Genomic DNA, 14877 nt, shown 5'->3' with positions numbered 1-14877 from the left:
GGGGGCGGTTCGGCGATGTGCCGCCGATGGGGGGTGGGGCTTGTGCGGCGCTTTGCGCGGGCGTTGCGGCGGGCGCGGGTTGCGGCGTAGATTCGGGGCAAGGTTCGGCAGGAAGGCTGTGTCATGCGTTGGGTGCTTCGTTCGGTTCTGGCTTTGGCGCTGTTGGTTTTTCTTGCGGTGGTCGCGCTGGTGCTGATGCCCACCGAACAGATTGCCCGGCTGGCGGCAGACCGCTTTGAAGAGATCACCGGGCGGCAGCTGGTGATGGAAGGCGCGGTGCGGCCCAGCTTTTTCCCCACTTTGGGCGTGCAGACCGGGCCGGTTTCGGTGTCGAACGCCACGTGGAGCCGGGAAGGCGAGATGCTGCGCGCCGAAGGGCTGAGAATCGCGCTGGATCTGACGGCGCTGATGCGCGGCGAGGTGCGCATCACCGCGATCGAGGCGGATGCGCCGCAGGTGGTGCTGGAACGCAACGCAGAAGGGCAGGCGAATTGGGAGTTTGGCGGCAGCGCCGGTGGCAGTGCCACGCCCGGCATGGCCGGGGAGGGCACCCCCTTTACGCTGGATCTGGCCGAAGTGACGGGCGGGCGTTTCACCTATGTCGATCATGCGACAGGGCGGCGGGTGGAATTGAGCGGCCTTGAGGGCACGGCGCGCATTCCGGCCTTTCGGGGAGAGGCCGCGTTCGATTTCAAAGCGGTGACGAACGGGCAGCCTTTTGCGGCGCAGCTCGCGCTGGCCGACTTCGCGCCTTTTCTTGAGGGCAAGCTGGGCGATGTTGCGCTGACAGTGCAGGCGGGCGCGGCGGATCTGCGCTTTGCAGGCCGGGCTGGCTGGGCGCCGATGGCGGTCGAGGGAGCGCTGGAGGCGCGCTTGGGCGATCTGTCCGAGACGCTGCGTCTGATCGGGGCCACGCCGGGCGCGCGGCCGCAAGGTCTGGGGGCGGGCCGGGTGGAGGCGTCGGGGCGGCTGACCGTGACCGAGGCGCAGTCGCTGCATCTGCGCGGTGGCACAGTGGTGCTGGACGACAACCGGCTGACGGTGGAGGCGGATCTGACCACAGCGGGCGAACGGCCCAAGCTCACCGCGCAGCTAACGGCAGGACCGCTGCGGCTTGCGGCGGCGATGGGCGGGACGGGCGGCGAAATCGGGGGCGGCGCGCGTGGTGGCACGCAGGCCGAGGGCTGGCCGGTGGCGCCCCTTGATGTTTCGGGTCTGGGGGCAATGGATGCCTCGGTCGCGCTGAGCGCCGAAAGTGTCGATCTGGGCGTGGTCAGGTTCGGCGCCACCCGCATTGCCACCACGATTGACCGCGGCCGGGCGGTGTTTGATCTGCGCCAGATCGCGGCCTATCAGGGCACCATCAGCGGCCAATTCGTGGTGAACGGTCGCTCTGGCCTGTCGGTCGGGGGCGATCTGACGCTGGCGGGGCTGGCGATGCAGCCTTTGCTGATGGATCTGGGTGGCTATGACAGGCTGATCGGCAGTGGGGATCTGTCCTTGAAATTTCTGGGCGTCGGCAACTCGGTGGATGCCATCATGCGCAGCCTGTCAGGTTCCGGTCGGCTCAGCCTCGGCAAGGGCGAGCTGCGTGGGCTGGATGTGGCGGGGATGCTGCGCACGCTGGATTTGGGCTATGTGGGCGAAGGGCAGCGGACGATCTTTGACGGCGTGAGCGGCAGTTTCACGATGGAGAACGGAGTTCTCTTGAACGATGATCTGTCCTTGCGCGCGCCTTATGTCACCGCGACGGGTGATGGCACCGTGGATCTGGGCGCGCGCCTGCTTGATTACCGGCTGCGCCCGGTGGCGCTGGCGGCGGTGGATGGCAGCGGCGGCGTGATGGTGCCCTTGTTGATCACCGGGCCATGGGCCAGCCCGCGGTTCCGGCTGGATCTGGAGGCCTTGGCGCGTGAGCGCTTTGAAGAACAGGCCCGCGCGCTGGAGGAACGCGCCAAGCTCGAGGCGGCGGAGGCCGAGGCCCGGGCGCGGGCAGAGCTTGCGCGCCGGGCCGAGGAAGAGCTGGGGATCGTGGCGCAAGAGGGCGAAAGTCTGGAAGACGCGGCCCGCCGCCGCGCCCAAGAGGCGCTAGGCGCCGAAACCGGCCGCTTGCTGGAGCGGTTGCTGGGCAGCGGCAACTGACCACCTCGCCTCTGGGGCGCCGAGGCTTCGGGATTGGAAGAAGCGGAGGGAAGAGGGCGCTCGGCCCGGTCTTAAGCGGCGGCAGAGCGGGTGCGTGAACCCGCCCTGCGCAAGACTTAGCGGCGACGGTCGCGCCGCGCGCTCATCGGTTGGAAGGCAACCCCGACATGGGCTTCGCAATAGGGCTTGCCGGGCAGGCTCGGCAGGCCGCAGAACCAGAAATCATCGGTAGCCGGGTCGCCGATCGGCCATTTGCAGGTGCGTTCTGTCAGCTCCATCAGCGTCAGGCGTTTGGCGTGCTTTTCCACCTCGCGCACCGACGCCAGCGCCTCGGGGCTGATTTCATTGGCGGAGGGCTGCGGCGGCAGCGGCTGACCTGCCGGAATGATCGCCTTGCGGATCGGCAGCGGCATCACATTCGACGGCGCGGCGGGGCTCGCCGTGGCAGGCCGCTCTGCCGCGGGGCGTGCGGCGGTGGTTGCCGGTTCCGGGCGGGGCTCTGGTGCAGGGCGCGCCGCCGGTTCCGGCTTGGCCGCCACGACCGGCGCTTCATCCTCGGCCTCGTCCTTGCCGCCGCCCACCCGGTTTGACAGGCCTAGACGATGGACCTTGCCGATCACCGCATTGCGGGTGACGCCGCCCAGTTCCTTGGCGATCTGGCTGGCCGACTGGCCTTCGGCCCACATCTTCTTGAGCGTTTCAACCCGCTCATCCGTCCAGGACATGGTGATCTCCGCTTTGGGGCTGCCGAAAGGTGCTGTCGCGCATTGTAACCGCGACGGCACGGGATACAAGCAGACAGGGGGAAGATCAAGCGCTGGCCAGCGGGCGGCGGCTTCAGTTTTCCGTTTACAGGCCCGAAAACTTCGCCTAACAGCGCAGCATGACCCAGCGGCACGCCTTGATCCGACGTCCCCGACGCTTCTGAGCGGCTGATCGCGCTTGGCCCGGCGCGCAAGGGTTATCCCCTTTGGGCCATCCCCAGATTGACACCCCCCACGGCCACCCGTTACGCCTTGGTCTCCCGCTTTCAAGCCGGGACGTCCTTGCGCCCCCGGTCCGCCAGATCTCGAAAGGCATGTGCCATGATTTCCGCCGTTCTGCCCACCTATAACCGCGCGCCGCTCGCCTTTGTCTCGGGGGAGGGCAGCTGGCTGACGGCCGAGGATGGCAGCCGATATCTGGATCTGGGCGCGGGCATCGCGGTGAACGCGCTGGGGCATGCGCATCCGGCCTTGGTCGAGGCGCTGACCGCGCAGGCGCAAAAGCTGTGGCATGTGTCCAACATCTACACCATCCCCGAACAAGAGCGGCTGGCCGAGATGCTGGTGGCGCGCACCTTCGCCGACACGGTCTTTTTCACCAATTCCGGCACCGAAGCGGCGGAACTGGCGATCAAGATGGCACGCAAGCACCATTACGAGGCCGGTCATCCCGAGCGGACGCAGATCGTGGCCGTGGAAGGCGCCTTCCACGGCCGCTCCACCGGGGCGATTGCCGCCGCCGGGTCCGAGAAGATGGTCAAGGGTTACGGACCGCTGATGCCGGGCTTCACGCAAGTGAAATGGGCCGATCATGCGGCGATCCGTGCTGCCATCACCGATCAGACCTGCGCGGTGATCATCGAGCCGATCCAAGGCGAAGGCGGCATCCGGGTGGTTCCGGACCAATGCCTGAAAGGCCTGCGCGATCTGTGCGACTCGACCGGCACCTTGCTCATCTTCGATGAGGTGCAATGCGGGATGGGGCGCAGCGGCAAGCTTTTCGCGCATGAATGGGCGGGGATCACCCCCGATATCATGATGGTGGCCAAGGGCATCGGCGGCGGGTTTCCTTTGGGGGCGGTGCTGGCCACCGAAGCCGCGGCCTCGGGGATGACAGCGGGAAGCCATGGCTCCACCTATGGCGGCAACCCCTTGGGCTGCGCCATCGGGGCCGCGGTCACCGAAATCGTCTCGGACCCGGCATTCCTCGACGCGGTCAGCCAGAAATCCGCTCAGTTCCGGCAAGGGCTGGAAGGGATCGTGGCCAGTCACCCCAAGGTGTTCGAGGCGGTGCGGGGCCAAGGCCTGATCCTTGGCCTGAAATGCGTGGTGCCCAATGGCGATGTGGTGAAAGCAGGCTACGGTCGCCACATCCTCACCGTCGCCGCTGCTGACAATGTCCTGCGCCTTCTGCCCGCGCTCAACATCCCCGAGGCTGACATCACCGAGGCGCTCGCCCGCCTCGACGCCACCGCCACCGATCTGGAAGCGGCTCTCTGATCCGCTTGCACCTTTGACAAATACTCTCGGGGGTCCGGGGGCAGACAGCCCCCGGCGCGTTCCGCCAAAGAAACGAAATGATATGAATCACTTTCTCGATATCCACAAAACCGACGCCGCCGAACTCAGAACCATGATCGACTCGGCCCATGCGATGAAATCCGCGCGCGGGGGGCGTCCACGCGGGGCGCCCGATGATGACCAGCCTTTGGCCGGTCACATGGTGGCGCTGATCTTTGAAAAACCCTCGACCCGCACCCGCGTCTCTTTTGATGTGGGCGTGCGCCAGATGGGGGGGCAGACCATGGTGCTTTCGGGCAAGGAAATGCAGCTGGGCCATGGCGAAACCATCGCCGATACCGCCCGCGTGCTGTCGCGCTATGTCGATCTCATCATGATCCGCACCTTTGAAGAGGCCACCTTGCTGGAGATGGCCGAGCACGCCACCGTGCCGGTGATCAATGGTCTGACGAACCGCACGCATCCGTGCCAGATCATGGCCGATGTGATGACCTATGAAGAGCATCGCGGCCCGATCGCCGGGAAAAAGGTGGTCTGGGCAGGGGATGGCAACAATGTCTGCGGCTCTTTCCTGCATGCGGCGGGGCAGTTCGGGTTCGACTTCACCTTCACCGGGCCGGAAACACTCGACCCGGAAGAAAAGTTCGTGCAATTCGCCCGCGCCAAGGGGTCGGATGTGCAGATCGAGCGTGATCCGCACACGGCGGTGATCGGGGCGGATCTGGTGGTCACCGACACTTGGGTCAGCATGCATGATCCCGAATCCGCCAAGGAGCGGCGGCACAATCAGCTGCGCGGCTATCAGGTGAACGAAGCCTTGATGGCAAAGGCCAAGCCCGACAGTCTGTTCATGCATTGCCTGCCCGCGCATCGCAATGACGAGGCAACCAGCGCCGTGATGGACGGACCGCATTCGGTGATCTTCGACGAGGCAGAGAACCGCCTGCATGCGCAAAAGGCCATCATGCGCTGGTGTCTGGGAAAATAGGTCCCCCGCGCCTGCCGGTGGCCGGACCGGGTAACCGCGGCCGAGGGGCGCGGGCTAGCGCATCTGGTGTTTCAGGATGACGGGGATGATCAAGTCTTCTTCGTCTTCCAGATGCCGGGTCAGCTGGCGCTCAAACGGGGTGAGGCATGCGTGGAACGCAAGGGCCGCCGCGCGCGCATCAGGGGCCTGCAGGGCGGCATTGGCGCTGGTCACAAAGCCGTCCAGCAACCCGTCCAGCGCATGGTGATCGGCGTCCAGCAGATCAAAGCCGCGCGCGAGCCGGGGTTCAAGCTGCAGCATGGCGGGGAAATAGCTGGCATCCTCGATCTGGTGATGCCCGATCAGCCCTTGCACCAGCTGCTCGCCGCCCCGGAGCAGCCGACCTTGCCAGCGCTGTGGGTCCATGAGGCCATCGGCCACATGCTGCGCATCCAGCCGCAGGCCGGACATCAGGTCCCGAAAGCCCAAGTGCCGGTCCAGCCAGAAGGCCGCCAGCCCTTCGAATTCCGGCACGTCCGACCAGCGATCCCGCGGCCAGTCGGCCAGCAGGGTGACAAGGTCGGGCGGCAGGCGGTCGCGCTGGTCGAGATCATGGGACATGCGCGTCACATATCGCATTCAGGGCGGTCATCAAGGTGCCTTGCGTACAGCACAGGCGGCCAGAGCAGGCAGAGAGGCAGGCTTTGACTGGCCGGATCAGGTGGTGCGGGGGGCGGGGGCGGGCACGGCTTGCACTTCGTCGGCGCCCGCGGTTCGGCCGGCAAAGAGGGCCACGATGATCAGCAGCAGCGACAGCACTGCATAGGTCACGCGAAAGCCGATGGCCTCGGCCACGAAGCCGATGCTGGCCGGGGCCACCAGAATGCCCGCGTAGCCCACCATGGTGACGGCGGAAATCGCGGTGCCGGACGCGACGCCGGGGTAATTCCCGGCGGCCGAGAACAGGATGGGCACCATGTTTGCCACGCCGAGCCCGGTGACGAAAAACGCGGCGATCGCCAGCGTATCGTTGGGCGCCAGAGCGGCCAGCATCATCCCTGCCGCCGCCAGCAGGCCCGACACCCGCAGCGTCAGCACCGCGCCAAAGCGGTTGCGGACCGAATCCCCCGCGAAGCGCATCAGGGCCATTGCCCCCGCAAAGAAGGCAAAGCCAAGGCCCGAGCGGAAGACATCCGAGCCCATATCCTTTTGCAGATAGAGCGCGGCCCAATCCAGCACCGCGCCTTCGGGCACCATGGAGAACAGCGCCAGCGCCCCCAGAAGCCACAGGCCTGCGGCGCGGGGCAGGAGCACGGTCTTTTCACCGGGCAGAGCGGCACTTGCCGGGGCAGGGGCCTCTCCGCGCAGGAAAGGCAAGGTGGCCAGAACGGCCACCGCCGTGGCCACGCCCACCAGAACCGCCTGCACCTCGGCCCCCCAAAGCGAGATCACCCAAGCCCCTGCAGAGCCGCCGACAAATCCGCCAAGGCTCCAGAAGCCGTGGCTGGAGGACATGATGGCGCGGCCAAGGCGGCGCTCGACCTCGACCGCATTGGCGTTCATCGCCACATCCATGCAGCCGATCAGCGCGCCCAGAAGCGCCATGGCAGGCGTCAGCACCACAAGCGAGGGGGAGAAGACCACGATTGGCAGCGCGGCGGCGGAAGACAGCGCAAAGACGCGCAGCACCGCAACCGAGCCGTGCCGTCCGATCAGACGACCGGTGAACAGCATGGCGCCCACCGCGCCCACGCCCAGCACAAGGATCAACAGGCCAAGGGTGAATTCGGTGATCTGGTGGCGCGGCAGCAAGAGCGGGATCTGCGGTGCCCAAGCCCCCATCACGAATCCTGCCGCGGCGAACATCATGGCCACTGCCCAGCGGGCGCGCCGCGCTTCGGTCATCGTCATGGATCTGGTCTCCCTTGCTGTGCGCTTGGGTAAACCGCAGCGCCGCGCACGGGAAGCCCCCGCCGCTTCACAGATTATGTCAGCGCTAACAGCTGTGTGCGCGACGCAGAAAATGAAAACGGCGAACCGGGGGAGGACCGGTTCGCCGCAATGCCTGTTGGCGCAGGGAGGAGGAGAGCGCCTTCAGGAGGCCGGAACTGCCTTTCGGCAGTGGATTATTTGCCGTAAGCGGCTTCGTGCGCGATGTCTTGGATCGACACGCGGGCGACATTGATGTCGGCCAGATCGCGGTCGGACATCGCCGACAATTCGTTCAGGGTTTGCAGATAGACCGCGCGACGTTCGCGGGCCACAGTCCACTTGGCCAGAACATCGCCGATCCATCCGCCGACCTGAATGCCAGCAACCGTTTGCGTGTTCGTGTAAGCCATTTTCATATCCTCTTTCTCATCTTCGGATCGGTCAAGGCGGCCCATCCGCCTTTTCCGTTGACGCTAACATGGGGCTTTTGCTGCACCTGCACAATCCAGCGATTGGCCAAAGCCGCTATGCGCCGGGTGCATGGCTTTACGGGGTCGCGGCGCTGCGGCTGCGGTATGGTTGGTGTCTGGCCCGCGTCTGGCCTGCGTATGGCTTACGTCATGACGTCACTGCCGGCCCAAAGCGGCCAGCATGTGCAGCGCGGCGGCCTCGGGCGACAGATCCCCCGCCGCGACCTTTGCCCCCAAAGCGGCCATCGCGCCCTTGGCCGGTTCCCGGTCGAGCACCGCGAGCAGCCCTTGGCGCACCTCTTCCCCGAACCAGTGGCGGGCCTGTTGAGCGCGGCGCGTCGTCCAATGGCCGTTCTGCTTGCGCCAGTCGGCAAGGGCCTGCATGTCGGCCCAAGCCTCGGCCAGTCCGGTGGTTTCCACCGCCGAGACGCAGACCGCCTTGGGGAAGCCTTCGGGATCATGCGGGCGGCGGCGCAAGAGGTGCAGGGCACCAGCGTAATCGGCGCGGGTGCGCATTGCCGCCGCTTTGAGATCGCCATCGGCCTTGTTGACCAGAATCATATCGGCCATTTCCATGATGCCGCGCTTGACACCTTGCAACTCATCCCCCCCCGCCGGGGCGAGCAGCAGGATGAACAGATCGCAGATCTCGGCCACCACGGTTTCCGACTGGCCCACGCCGACGGTTTCGATCAGCACCACGTCAAAGCCTGCGGCCTCGCACAGCGCCACCGCCTCTCGCGAGCGGCGTGCCACGCCGCCCATCTGTGCCTGACTGGGCGAGGGGCGGATGAAGGCGGCCGGTGCGCGGCTGAGCTGGTCCATCCGGGTTTTGTCGCCCAGGATCGACCCGCCCGAGCGGGCGGAGCTTGGGTCCACCGCCAGCACCGCCACCCGCAGGCCGCTGGCCACCAGCATCATGCCGAAGGCTTCGATGAAGGTGGACTTGCCGACGCCCGGCGTGCCCGACAGGCCGATGCGCAGCGCTTGCCGTCCGGCGGCGCGGGCGTGCGCCACCAGCGCCACCGCCTCTGCCCGGTGATCGGCGCGCGTGCTTTCGACCCGGGTGATCGCCCGCGCCAAGGCCCGGCGGTCGCCCGCAATGACGGCCTTGGCCAGTTCGGTCATGTCCATCGCAGCGCCCACCTGTCACATCTGGTTGATCTGGCACGGTCTGCGGGGGTGTCCCGCCCCCGGGGGCAGATCGGGTTCTGTCTGCTGCCCTTCATGCCCTATCGTGGGGGGCGAGGCCAGAGCATGTCTGTGTGGGTTCGAAAGGCGCCGGAGATGCTGAGGGCGCCGTGTCGTTTCAGGGCCGCTGTCGCGCCGGGGCCTTGATCTGCGCCGGTTCTGGGCCTAACCCCGGCATCATGTCCCGCACCCTGCCAACCGCCGATGCACTGCCGATTGATGAGGTGATCCCCGCCCTGCAAGCCGCGATGGCGGCAGGGGGGCTGGCGGTGCTGCAAGCGCCGCCGGGGGCAGGCAAGACCACGCGGGTGCCGCTGGCGCTTTTGGAGCAGGTCGCGGGCCGCATCCTGATGCTGGAGCCACGGCGGCTTGCCGCCCGCGCCGCCGCCGCCCGCATGGCCGAAACGCTGGGTGAGGATCTGGGCCAGACCGTGGGCTACCGCATCCGGGGCGAGTCCCGCACCAGTGCCGCCACCCGGATCGAGGTGGTGACCGAAGGCATCCTGACCCGGATGATCCAGTCCGATGCCGAACTGCCCGGCGTGGGGCTGGTGATCTTTGACGAGTTTCACGAGCGCTCCTTGCAGGCCGATCTGGGGCTGGCGCTGTGCCTTGAAATCCGCGGCGCGCTGCGGCCCGATTTGCAGCTTCTGGTGATGTCGGCCACGCTGGACGCGGCCCCGGTGGCGGCGCTGATGGGGGATGCGCCGCTGATCACCTCGGAAGGGCGCGCCTTTCCGGTGGAGACGCGCTGGTTGCCGCGCCCGCCCGATGCCTCGCTGCGCTATGAGGCGGCGGTGGCGGGTCTGATCCGGCAGGCGGCGGAGGAGGTGCCCGAAGGCGATATTCTGGTGTTTCTGCCCGGCGAAGGCGAAATCCGCCGGGTGGAAGCGCAGGTGCAGGGCATGCCGGGCATGACCCTGCGCCCGCTGTTTGGCGCAATGGACTTTGCCGCCCAGCAGGCGGCGCTGGCCCCTGCGCCGGGGCGCAAGCTGGTGCTGGCGACCGCGATCGCCGAAACCTCGCTGACCATTCCGGGCGTGCGGGTGGTGGTGGATGGCGGCCGCGCGCGGCGGGCGCGTTTTGATGCGGGCTCCGGCATGTCGCGGTTGGTGACGGAACGGGTGACGCGGGCCGAGGCAGAGCAACGCCGGGGCCGCGCGGGCCGGGTGGCGCCGGGGGTCTGCTATCGGCTGTGGACGCGCGGCGAAGAGGGGGGCATGGCGGCCTTTCCGCCCGCCGAGATCGAGGCGGCGGATCTGGCGCCGCTGGCGCTGGAGCTGGCGCTGTGGGGGGCGGTGGACCTGCCGTTCCTGACACCGCCGCATCCGGGCGTGCTGGCCGAGGCGCAGGGGCTGTTGCGCGGGCTGGGGGCGCTGGATGCGCGCGGGGCGATCACCGCGCATGGCCGCGCGCTGGCGGCGCTGCCGCTGCATCCGCGGCTCGCGCATATGCTGGTGATCGCGGGACCCGAGGCCGCGCCGCTGGCGGCGCTGCTGGCCGAGCGCGACCCGCTGCGGGGGGCGGGGCCTGATCTGCTGGCGCGGCTGAACGCCCTCGACCGCCCGCCGCCCGAGGCGCATCGCCCGACGCTGGACCGCATCCGTTCCGAAGCACGGCGGCTGGCGCGGCTGGTGCCACAGGCGCAGCGGGCGGATCTTTCGGCGGCGCAACGCGCGGCGCTGGCCTATCCTGACCGCATCGGGCTGCGCCGGGCCGGTGACGCGCCGCGCTGGGTGCTCTCGGGCGGCAAGGGGGCGGCGATGGCGGCGGGGCTTTCGCTGTCGGGCGCGCGGCTGATCGTGGCCACCGATCTGGACGGTGACCCGCGCGAGGCGCAGGTGCGGCAGGCGCTTGCCCTCACGGAGGCCGAGCTGCGCGCGCTTTCCGCCGATCAGATCGCGTGGGAAGAGGTCTGCCGATGGTCGCGGCGCGAAGGGAAGGTGCTGGCGCGGCGACAGGAACGCTTTGGCGCGCTGGTGCTGGCCGAGCGGCACTGGCCCGAGGCCCCGCCCGAAGCGTTGGCGTGCGCGGCGCTGGAGGGGCTGCGCCAGATCGGTCTGCCTTGGAGCGCGTCGGCCCGGCGGCTGCGGGCGCGGCTGGCGCTGGCGCGGGGGGCCGATTGGCCCGAACTGGATGATGAAAGCCTGCTGGCAAGCGCCGCAGACTGGCTGCTGCCGCATCTGGCGGGCAAGCGCAGCGCCGCTGATTTGCGCGCACTGGACCTGACCGAGCCGTTGCGCGCCCTGATCGGCTGGGAGCGGATGGCGCAGACCGATGCGCAGGTGCCCGCCCATTTCGAAACCCCGCTGGGGCGTCGGGTGCCGATTGACTATGATGGTGACCACCCCTCGATCGAGGTACGCCTGCAAGAGATGTTCGGACTGACCCGCCACCCCACGGTGGGGGCCGCGCGCCTGCCGCTGCGCGTGACGCTGTTGTCGCCCGGGCACCGCCCGGTGCAGGTGACGCTGGACCTGCCGGGCTTCTGGGCGAACAGCTATACGGAGGTGCGCAAGGACATGCGCGGCCAATACCCGCGCCACCCTTGGCCGGAAGACCCGACCCAAGCCGCCCCCACGTTGCGCGCCAAGCCGCGGGGGACGTGAAGGCAAATGTGCGCGCTGGCGCGCGCGTTGTTTTTGTCTTGGCTCTGGCCTGCGGCCAACCGCCTGCGGACGTCCGCTCCGCGGGGAGTATTTAAGAAAGGTGCAAAAGCACAAGAGCCTCGCTTTGGCTTGCACCTTTTCCAAATACTCATCTTGCCACGGATGGGGCGGGGGGGACGTGTCAGGCCCGGGCGCGCCCGAAGCGGCCCAATTCTTGGCGGGGGACGGGTGAATCGCTTGACGAGGGCGGCAATCGCGCGTAAACGCAGCCATCGAATTCGAGGTCGCGTCTGCGCGGGCCTTGTTGTTTTTGCACCTTACGCCGTGTCGGCGTTGACTTGAAGGATTACGACGATGTCGCGTGTCTGCGAACTCTCGGGCAAGGGCCCGATGACCGGTAACACCATCAGCCACGCGAACAACAAGTCGCGTCGCCGTTTCTTGCCGAACCTGAACGAAGTGACCCTGATCTCGGATATTCTGGGCCAGTCGTTCAAGCTGCGTATTTCGGCGGCTGCCCTGCGCACCGTGGACCATCGTGGGGGGCTGGACGCTTTCCTTGCCAAGGCCAAGGATGAAGAGCTGTCGGGCACCGCGCTGAAGATCAAGAAAGAGATCGCAAAGGCACAGGCCGCGGCCTGATCGCTTTCGACAGACATTTGAAAACCCGCCCGCAGAACTGCGTGGCGGGTTTTTTCATGTTCGGCGCGCCCTTGCGGGGCGGACCGGGCCGGGCGCAGCGGCGTGCGCGCCCGGCCTTGCGGCTTCAGCTGGCGCAGAAGGCGGCGGCCTGATCGCCGAAGGCCTTGTAACGGCGCCAGAAATCATTGTCGTTGTCGGATTTGGACATGCGCACCTTTTGCGCGCGGTCGGGATCCTTGAAGAAGGAGGCGGCCTTGCGCTGGTCGCCGCCGCGCAGGGTCATGTCGGCCACCTGCTGCACACAGGCGCAGACAGGGCGGGTGGCGGCCTTGCGGTCGGAGTTGAGACAGGCGCGCTCAATCGGGCCGGCGAGGGCGGCGCCGGTGGACAGGGACATCAGCATGGCGGCGCAAGCTGCCAGAACAACAGGTTTCATCATCGGTAATCTGCCTCTTTGCCGTGGGGAGGGTTCACCCTCGCCTCTGGTCGCTTTTGTGGCACGATCATGACGATTCGTGGCGCGTTTTTCAATGCCGGGGCAGCGCTGAGCGGGGGATTGCCCAAGGCCGGGGCAGGGGTTGCGGTCAGCGGCCACCCTGCCACCAGATCAGGGGGCGGCTGCCCCGCGAGAGGCGGCCCAGACGGCCGCACAAGGCCCGCGCGCGGGGGCTGCACCCCAGCGAAAGGCAGAGAATCAGCGGGCTGAGGCAGGGCATTTCGACGCGTGTGATCCTTGCCTGCGGCAAACGCGGCAACCCTCTTCCCGCCCCCATATTTACAGGCTATATGCCGCGCATGACCCAGCTTGATCTCATCCGCAATTTCTCGATCGTGGCCCATATCGACCACGGAAAATCCACCCTTGCCGACCGGCTCATTCAATTGACCGGGACGGTGGCTGCGCGCGACATGAAGGCGCAGATGCTGGACAGTATGGAGATCGAGCGGGAACGCGGGATCACGATCAAGGCCAACACGGTGCGGATCGAATATCCGGCCAAGGATGGGCGGACCTATATCCTGAACCTGATCGACACCCCCGGCCACGTCGACTTTGCCTATGAGGTCAGCCGGTCGATGAAGGCGGTGGAAGGCAGTCTCTTGGTGGTGGATGCCAGCCAAGGGGTCGAAGCGCAGACGCTGGCCAATGTCTATCAGGCCTTGGACGCGGGCCATGAGATCGTGCCGGTGCTGAACAAGATCGACCTGCCGGCGGCCGAGCCCGAGCGGGTGAAGGCGCAAATCGAGGATGTGATCGGGCTGGATGCTTCGGATGCGATCAACATCTCGGCCAAGTCGGGCTTGGGGATTCCGGACGTGCTGGAAGCGATCGTGACGCGCCTGCCCGCGCCGAAAGGGGACCGCAACGCGCCGTTGAAGGCGATGCTGGTGGACAGCTGGTATGACAGCTATCTGGGCGTGGTCGTGATGATCCGGGTGATCGACGGTGTGATCCGCAAGGGTGACCGCATCCGCATGATGCAGACCAATGCGGTCTATGGCGTGGACAAGCTGGCGGTGCTGAAGCCGCAGATGGTGGATATCGAAGAGCTGGGGCCGGGCGAGATTGGCATCTGGACCGGGTCGATCAAGCAGGTGCGTGACACCCGCGTGGGCGACACCATCACCTCTGAGAAGAAGGGCTGCGAAACGCCGCTGCCGGGGTTCAAACCTGCACAGCCGGTGGTGTTCTGCGGTCTGTTCCCGGTGGATGCCAATGATTTCGAGGATCTGCGCGACGCGATTGAAAAGCTGCAACTGAACGACGCGTCCTTTAGTTCCGAGATGGAAACCTCGGCGGCGCTTGGCTTTGGCTTCCGCTGCGGTTTTCTGGGCCTGTTGCACCTTGAGGTGATCCGGGACCGGCTGGAGCGGGAATATGATCTTGACCTGATCACCACCGCGCCAAGCGTGGTGTTCAAGCTGCATATGAAGGATGGCGAGGTGCGCGATCTGCACAACCCCGCCGACATGCCCGATCTGACCTATGTGGATCATATCGAAGAGCCGCGCATCAAGGCCACCATCATGGTGCCCGATGATTACCTTGGCGATATTCTGAAGCTCTGTCAGGACCGGCGCGGCATTCAGCTGGATCTGTCCTATGCCGGCAGCCGCGCGATGGTGGTCTATGACCTGCCGCTGGCGGAGGTGGTGTTCGATTTCTACGACCGGTTGAAGTCGGTGACCAAGGGCTATGCCAGCTTTGACTATGTGATCAGTGAGTATCGTGAGGATCATCTGGTCAAGATGTCGATTCTGGTGAACGAGGAACCCGTCGACGCGCTGTCGATGATGGTGCACCGGGACCGGGCGGAATCGCGGGGGCGGGCGATGGTGGAAAAGCTGAAAGAGCTGATCCCGCGCCATATGTTCAAGATCCCGATTCAGGCCGCCATCGGCGCGCGGGTGATCGCGCGTGAAACGCTGAGCGCGATGCGCAAGGACGTGACGGCCAAGTGCTATGGCGGCGACGCGACGCGCAAGCGCAAGCTGCTGGACAAGCAGAAGGCGGGTAAGAAGAAGATGCGCCAGTTCGGCAAGGTGGAGATTCCGCAGGAAGCCTTCATCTCGGCCTTGAAGATGGACAGCTGATCACAGACGGGCGCGCGCCATGAGGCCGCGCCCGTTTTGCTTGG

The 14877-nt window shown here is 66.8% G+C and carries 12 protein-coding genes; 6 read left to right on the top strand and 6 right to left on the bottom strand.

All coding sequences use genetic code 11. The features are described 5' to 3' along the window. Window positions 1-123 precede the first annotated feature (123 nt). A complete protein-coding gene (locus tag CUR21_RS01540) occupies window positions 124-2142 on the top strand; it encodes an AsmA family protein (protein WP_100195234.1) in 2019 nt (672 codons plus the stop codon). 116 nt (window positions 2143-2258) lie between these two features. On the opposite strand, the gene CUR21_RS01535 is transcribed toward CUR21_RS01540, so the two are convergent. Further along, window positions 2259-2867: a GcrA family cell cycle regulator gene (locus CUR21_RS01535; protein ID WP_100195233.1), complete on the bottom strand. Its 609-nt coding sequence runs from the start codon at window positions 2865-2867 to the stop codon at window positions 2259-2261. Window positions 2868-3227: 360 nt separating this feature from the next. Between CUR21_RS01535 and CUR21_RS01530 the strand changes: the two genes are divergently transcribed. Both CUR21_RS01530 and argF read left to right on the top strand, forming a co-directional pair. Continuing rightward, entirely contained in the window at window positions 3228-4406 is a 1179-nt protein-coding gene (locus CUR21_RS01530) for an aspartate aminotransferase family protein (RefSeq protein ID WP_100195232.1), read from the top strand. Between the two features lie 82 nt (window positions 4407-4488). Further along, window positions 4489-5415, top strand: a complete 927-nt coding sequence (argF, locus tag CUR21_RS01525) for an ornithine carbamoyltransferase (protein WP_100195231.1) — start codon at window positions 4489-4491, stop codon at window positions 5413-5415. A gap of 54 nt (window positions 5416-5469) precedes the next feature. Here argF and CUR21_RS01520 read toward each other — a convergent pair whose 3' ends face one another. The 4 genes from CUR21_RS01520 to meaB all read right to left on the bottom strand — a co-directional run bounded on the left by CUR21_RS01520 (window position 5470) and on the right by meaB (window position 8930). Beyond that, window positions 5470-6015 carry a hemerythrin domain-containing protein gene (locus CUR21_RS01520; RefSeq protein WP_100195284.1) on the bottom strand — a complete coding sequence of 182 codons (546 nt, stop codon included), beginning with the start codon at window positions 6013-6015 and terminating at the stop codon, window positions 5470-5472. A gap of 96 nt (window positions 6016-6111) precedes the next feature. Beyond that, window positions 6112-7305 (bottom strand): MFS transporter, encoded by a 1194-nt coding sequence (locus CUR21_RS01515; RefSeq protein ID WP_198431584.1) that lies wholly within the window; start codon window positions 7303-7305, stop codon window positions 6112-6114. Window positions 7306-7520: 215 nt separating this feature from the next. Continuing rightward, window positions 7521-7736 (bottom strand): DUF1127 domain-containing protein, encoded by a 216-nt coding sequence (locus CUR21_RS01510; RefSeq protein ID WP_100195282.1) that lies wholly within the window; start codon window positions 7734-7736, stop codon window positions 7521-7523. A 216-nt stretch (window positions 7737-7952) separates the two neighbouring features. Beyond that, complete coding sequence (gene meaB / locus CUR21_RS01505) at window positions 7953-8930, bottom strand: methylmalonyl Co-A mutase-associated GTPase MeaB (protein ID WP_100195230.1); 978 nt, start codon at window positions 8928-8930, stop codon at window positions 7953-7955. Window positions 8931-9166: 236 nt separating this feature from the next. Here meaB and hrpB point away from each other — a divergent pair, with 236 nt between their 5' ends. Both hrpB and rpmB read left to right on the top strand, forming a co-directional pair. Next, the gene (gene hrpB, locus CUR21_RS01500) at window positions 9167-11596 is read left to right on the top strand and encodes an ATP-dependent helicase HrpB (RefSeq protein WP_100195281.1); all 2430 of its coding nucleotides are present in this window, start codon (window positions 9167-9169) and stop codon (window positions 11594-11596) included. A 354-nt stretch (window positions 11597-11950) separates the two neighbouring features. After that, a complete protein-coding gene (gene rpmB / locus CUR21_RS01495) occupies window positions 11951-12238 on the top strand; it encodes a 50S ribosomal protein L28 (protein WP_100195229.1) in 288 nt (95 codons plus the stop codon). A 124-nt stretch (window positions 12239-12362) separates the two neighbouring features. On the opposite strand, the gene CUR21_RS01490 is transcribed toward rpmB, so the two are convergent. After that, window positions 12363-12674 carry a hypothetical protein gene (locus tag CUR21_RS01490; protein ID WP_100195280.1) on the bottom strand — a complete coding sequence of 104 codons (312 nt, stop codon included), beginning with the start codon at window positions 12672-12674 and terminating at the stop codon, window positions 12363-12365. 359 nt (window positions 12675-13033) lie between these two features. Here CUR21_RS01490 and lepA point away from each other — a divergent pair, with 359 nt between their 5' ends. Beyond that, window positions 13034-14833 carry a translation elongation factor 4 gene (gene lepA, locus CUR21_RS01485; protein ID WP_198431583.1) on the top strand — a complete coding sequence of 600 codons (1800 nt, stop codon included), beginning with the start codon at window positions 13034-13036 and terminating at the stop codon, window positions 14831-14833. Window positions 14834-14877 lie beyond the last annotated feature (44 nt).

Origin of the sequence: Pseudorhodobacter sp. MZDSW-24AT, from assembly GCF_002794355.1 — a bacterium.
Classification (GTDB): Bacteria; Pseudomonadota; Alphaproteobacteria; order Rhodobacterales; family Rhodobacteraceae; genus Pseudotabrizicola.
This window is presented reverse-complemented; position numbering and strand designations above follow the sequence as displayed.

Excerpts from the sequence above, each read along its gene's own strand:
- CUR21_RS01540 (WP_100195234.1), top strand. The coding sequence starts at position 124 with ATGCGTTGGGTGCTTCGTTCGGTTCTGGCTTTGGCGCTGTTGGTTTTT.
- CUR21_RS01535 (WP_100195233.1), bottom strand. The coding sequence starts at position 2,867 with ATGTCCTGGACGGATGAGCGGGTTGAAACGCTCAAGAAGATGTGGGCC.
- CUR21_RS01530 (WP_100195232.1), top strand. The coding sequence starts at position 3,228 with ATGATTTCCGCCGTTCTGCCCACCTATAACCGCGCGCCGCTCGCCTTT.
- argF (WP_100195231.1), top strand. The coding sequence starts at position 4,489 with ATGAATCACTTTCTCGATATCCACAAAACCGACGCCGCCGAACTCAGA.
- CUR21_RS01520 (WP_100195284.1), bottom strand. The coding sequence starts at position 6,015 with ATGTCCCATGATCTCGACCAGCGCGACCGCCTGCCGCCCGACCTTGTC.
- CUR21_RS01515 (WP_198431584.1), bottom strand. The coding sequence starts at position 7,305 with ATGACGATGACCGAAGCGCGGCGCGCCCGCTGGGCAGTGGCCATGATG.
- CUR21_RS01510 (WP_100195282.1), bottom strand. The coding sequence starts at position 7,736 with ATGGCTTACACGAACACGCAAACGGTTGCTGGCATTCAGGTCGGCGGA.
- meaB (WP_100195230.1), bottom strand. The coding sequence starts at position 8,930 with ATGGACATGACCGAACTGGCCAAGGCCGTCATTGCGGGCGACCGCCGG.
- hrpB (WP_100195281.1), top strand. The coding sequence starts at position 9,167 with ATGTCCCGCACCCTGCCAACCGCCGATGCACTGCCGATTGATGAGGTG.
- rpmB (WP_100195229.1), top strand. The coding sequence starts at position 11,951 with ATGTCGCGTGTCTGCGAACTCTCGGGCAAGGGCCCGATGACCGGTAAC.
- CUR21_RS01490 (WP_100195280.1), bottom strand. The coding sequence starts at position 12,674 with ATGAAACCTGTTGTTCTGGCAGCTTGCGCCGCCATGCTGATGTCCCTG.
- lepA (WP_198431583.1), top strand. The coding sequence starts at position 13,034 with ATGACCCAGCTTGATCTCATCCGCAATTTCTCGATCGTGGCCCATATC.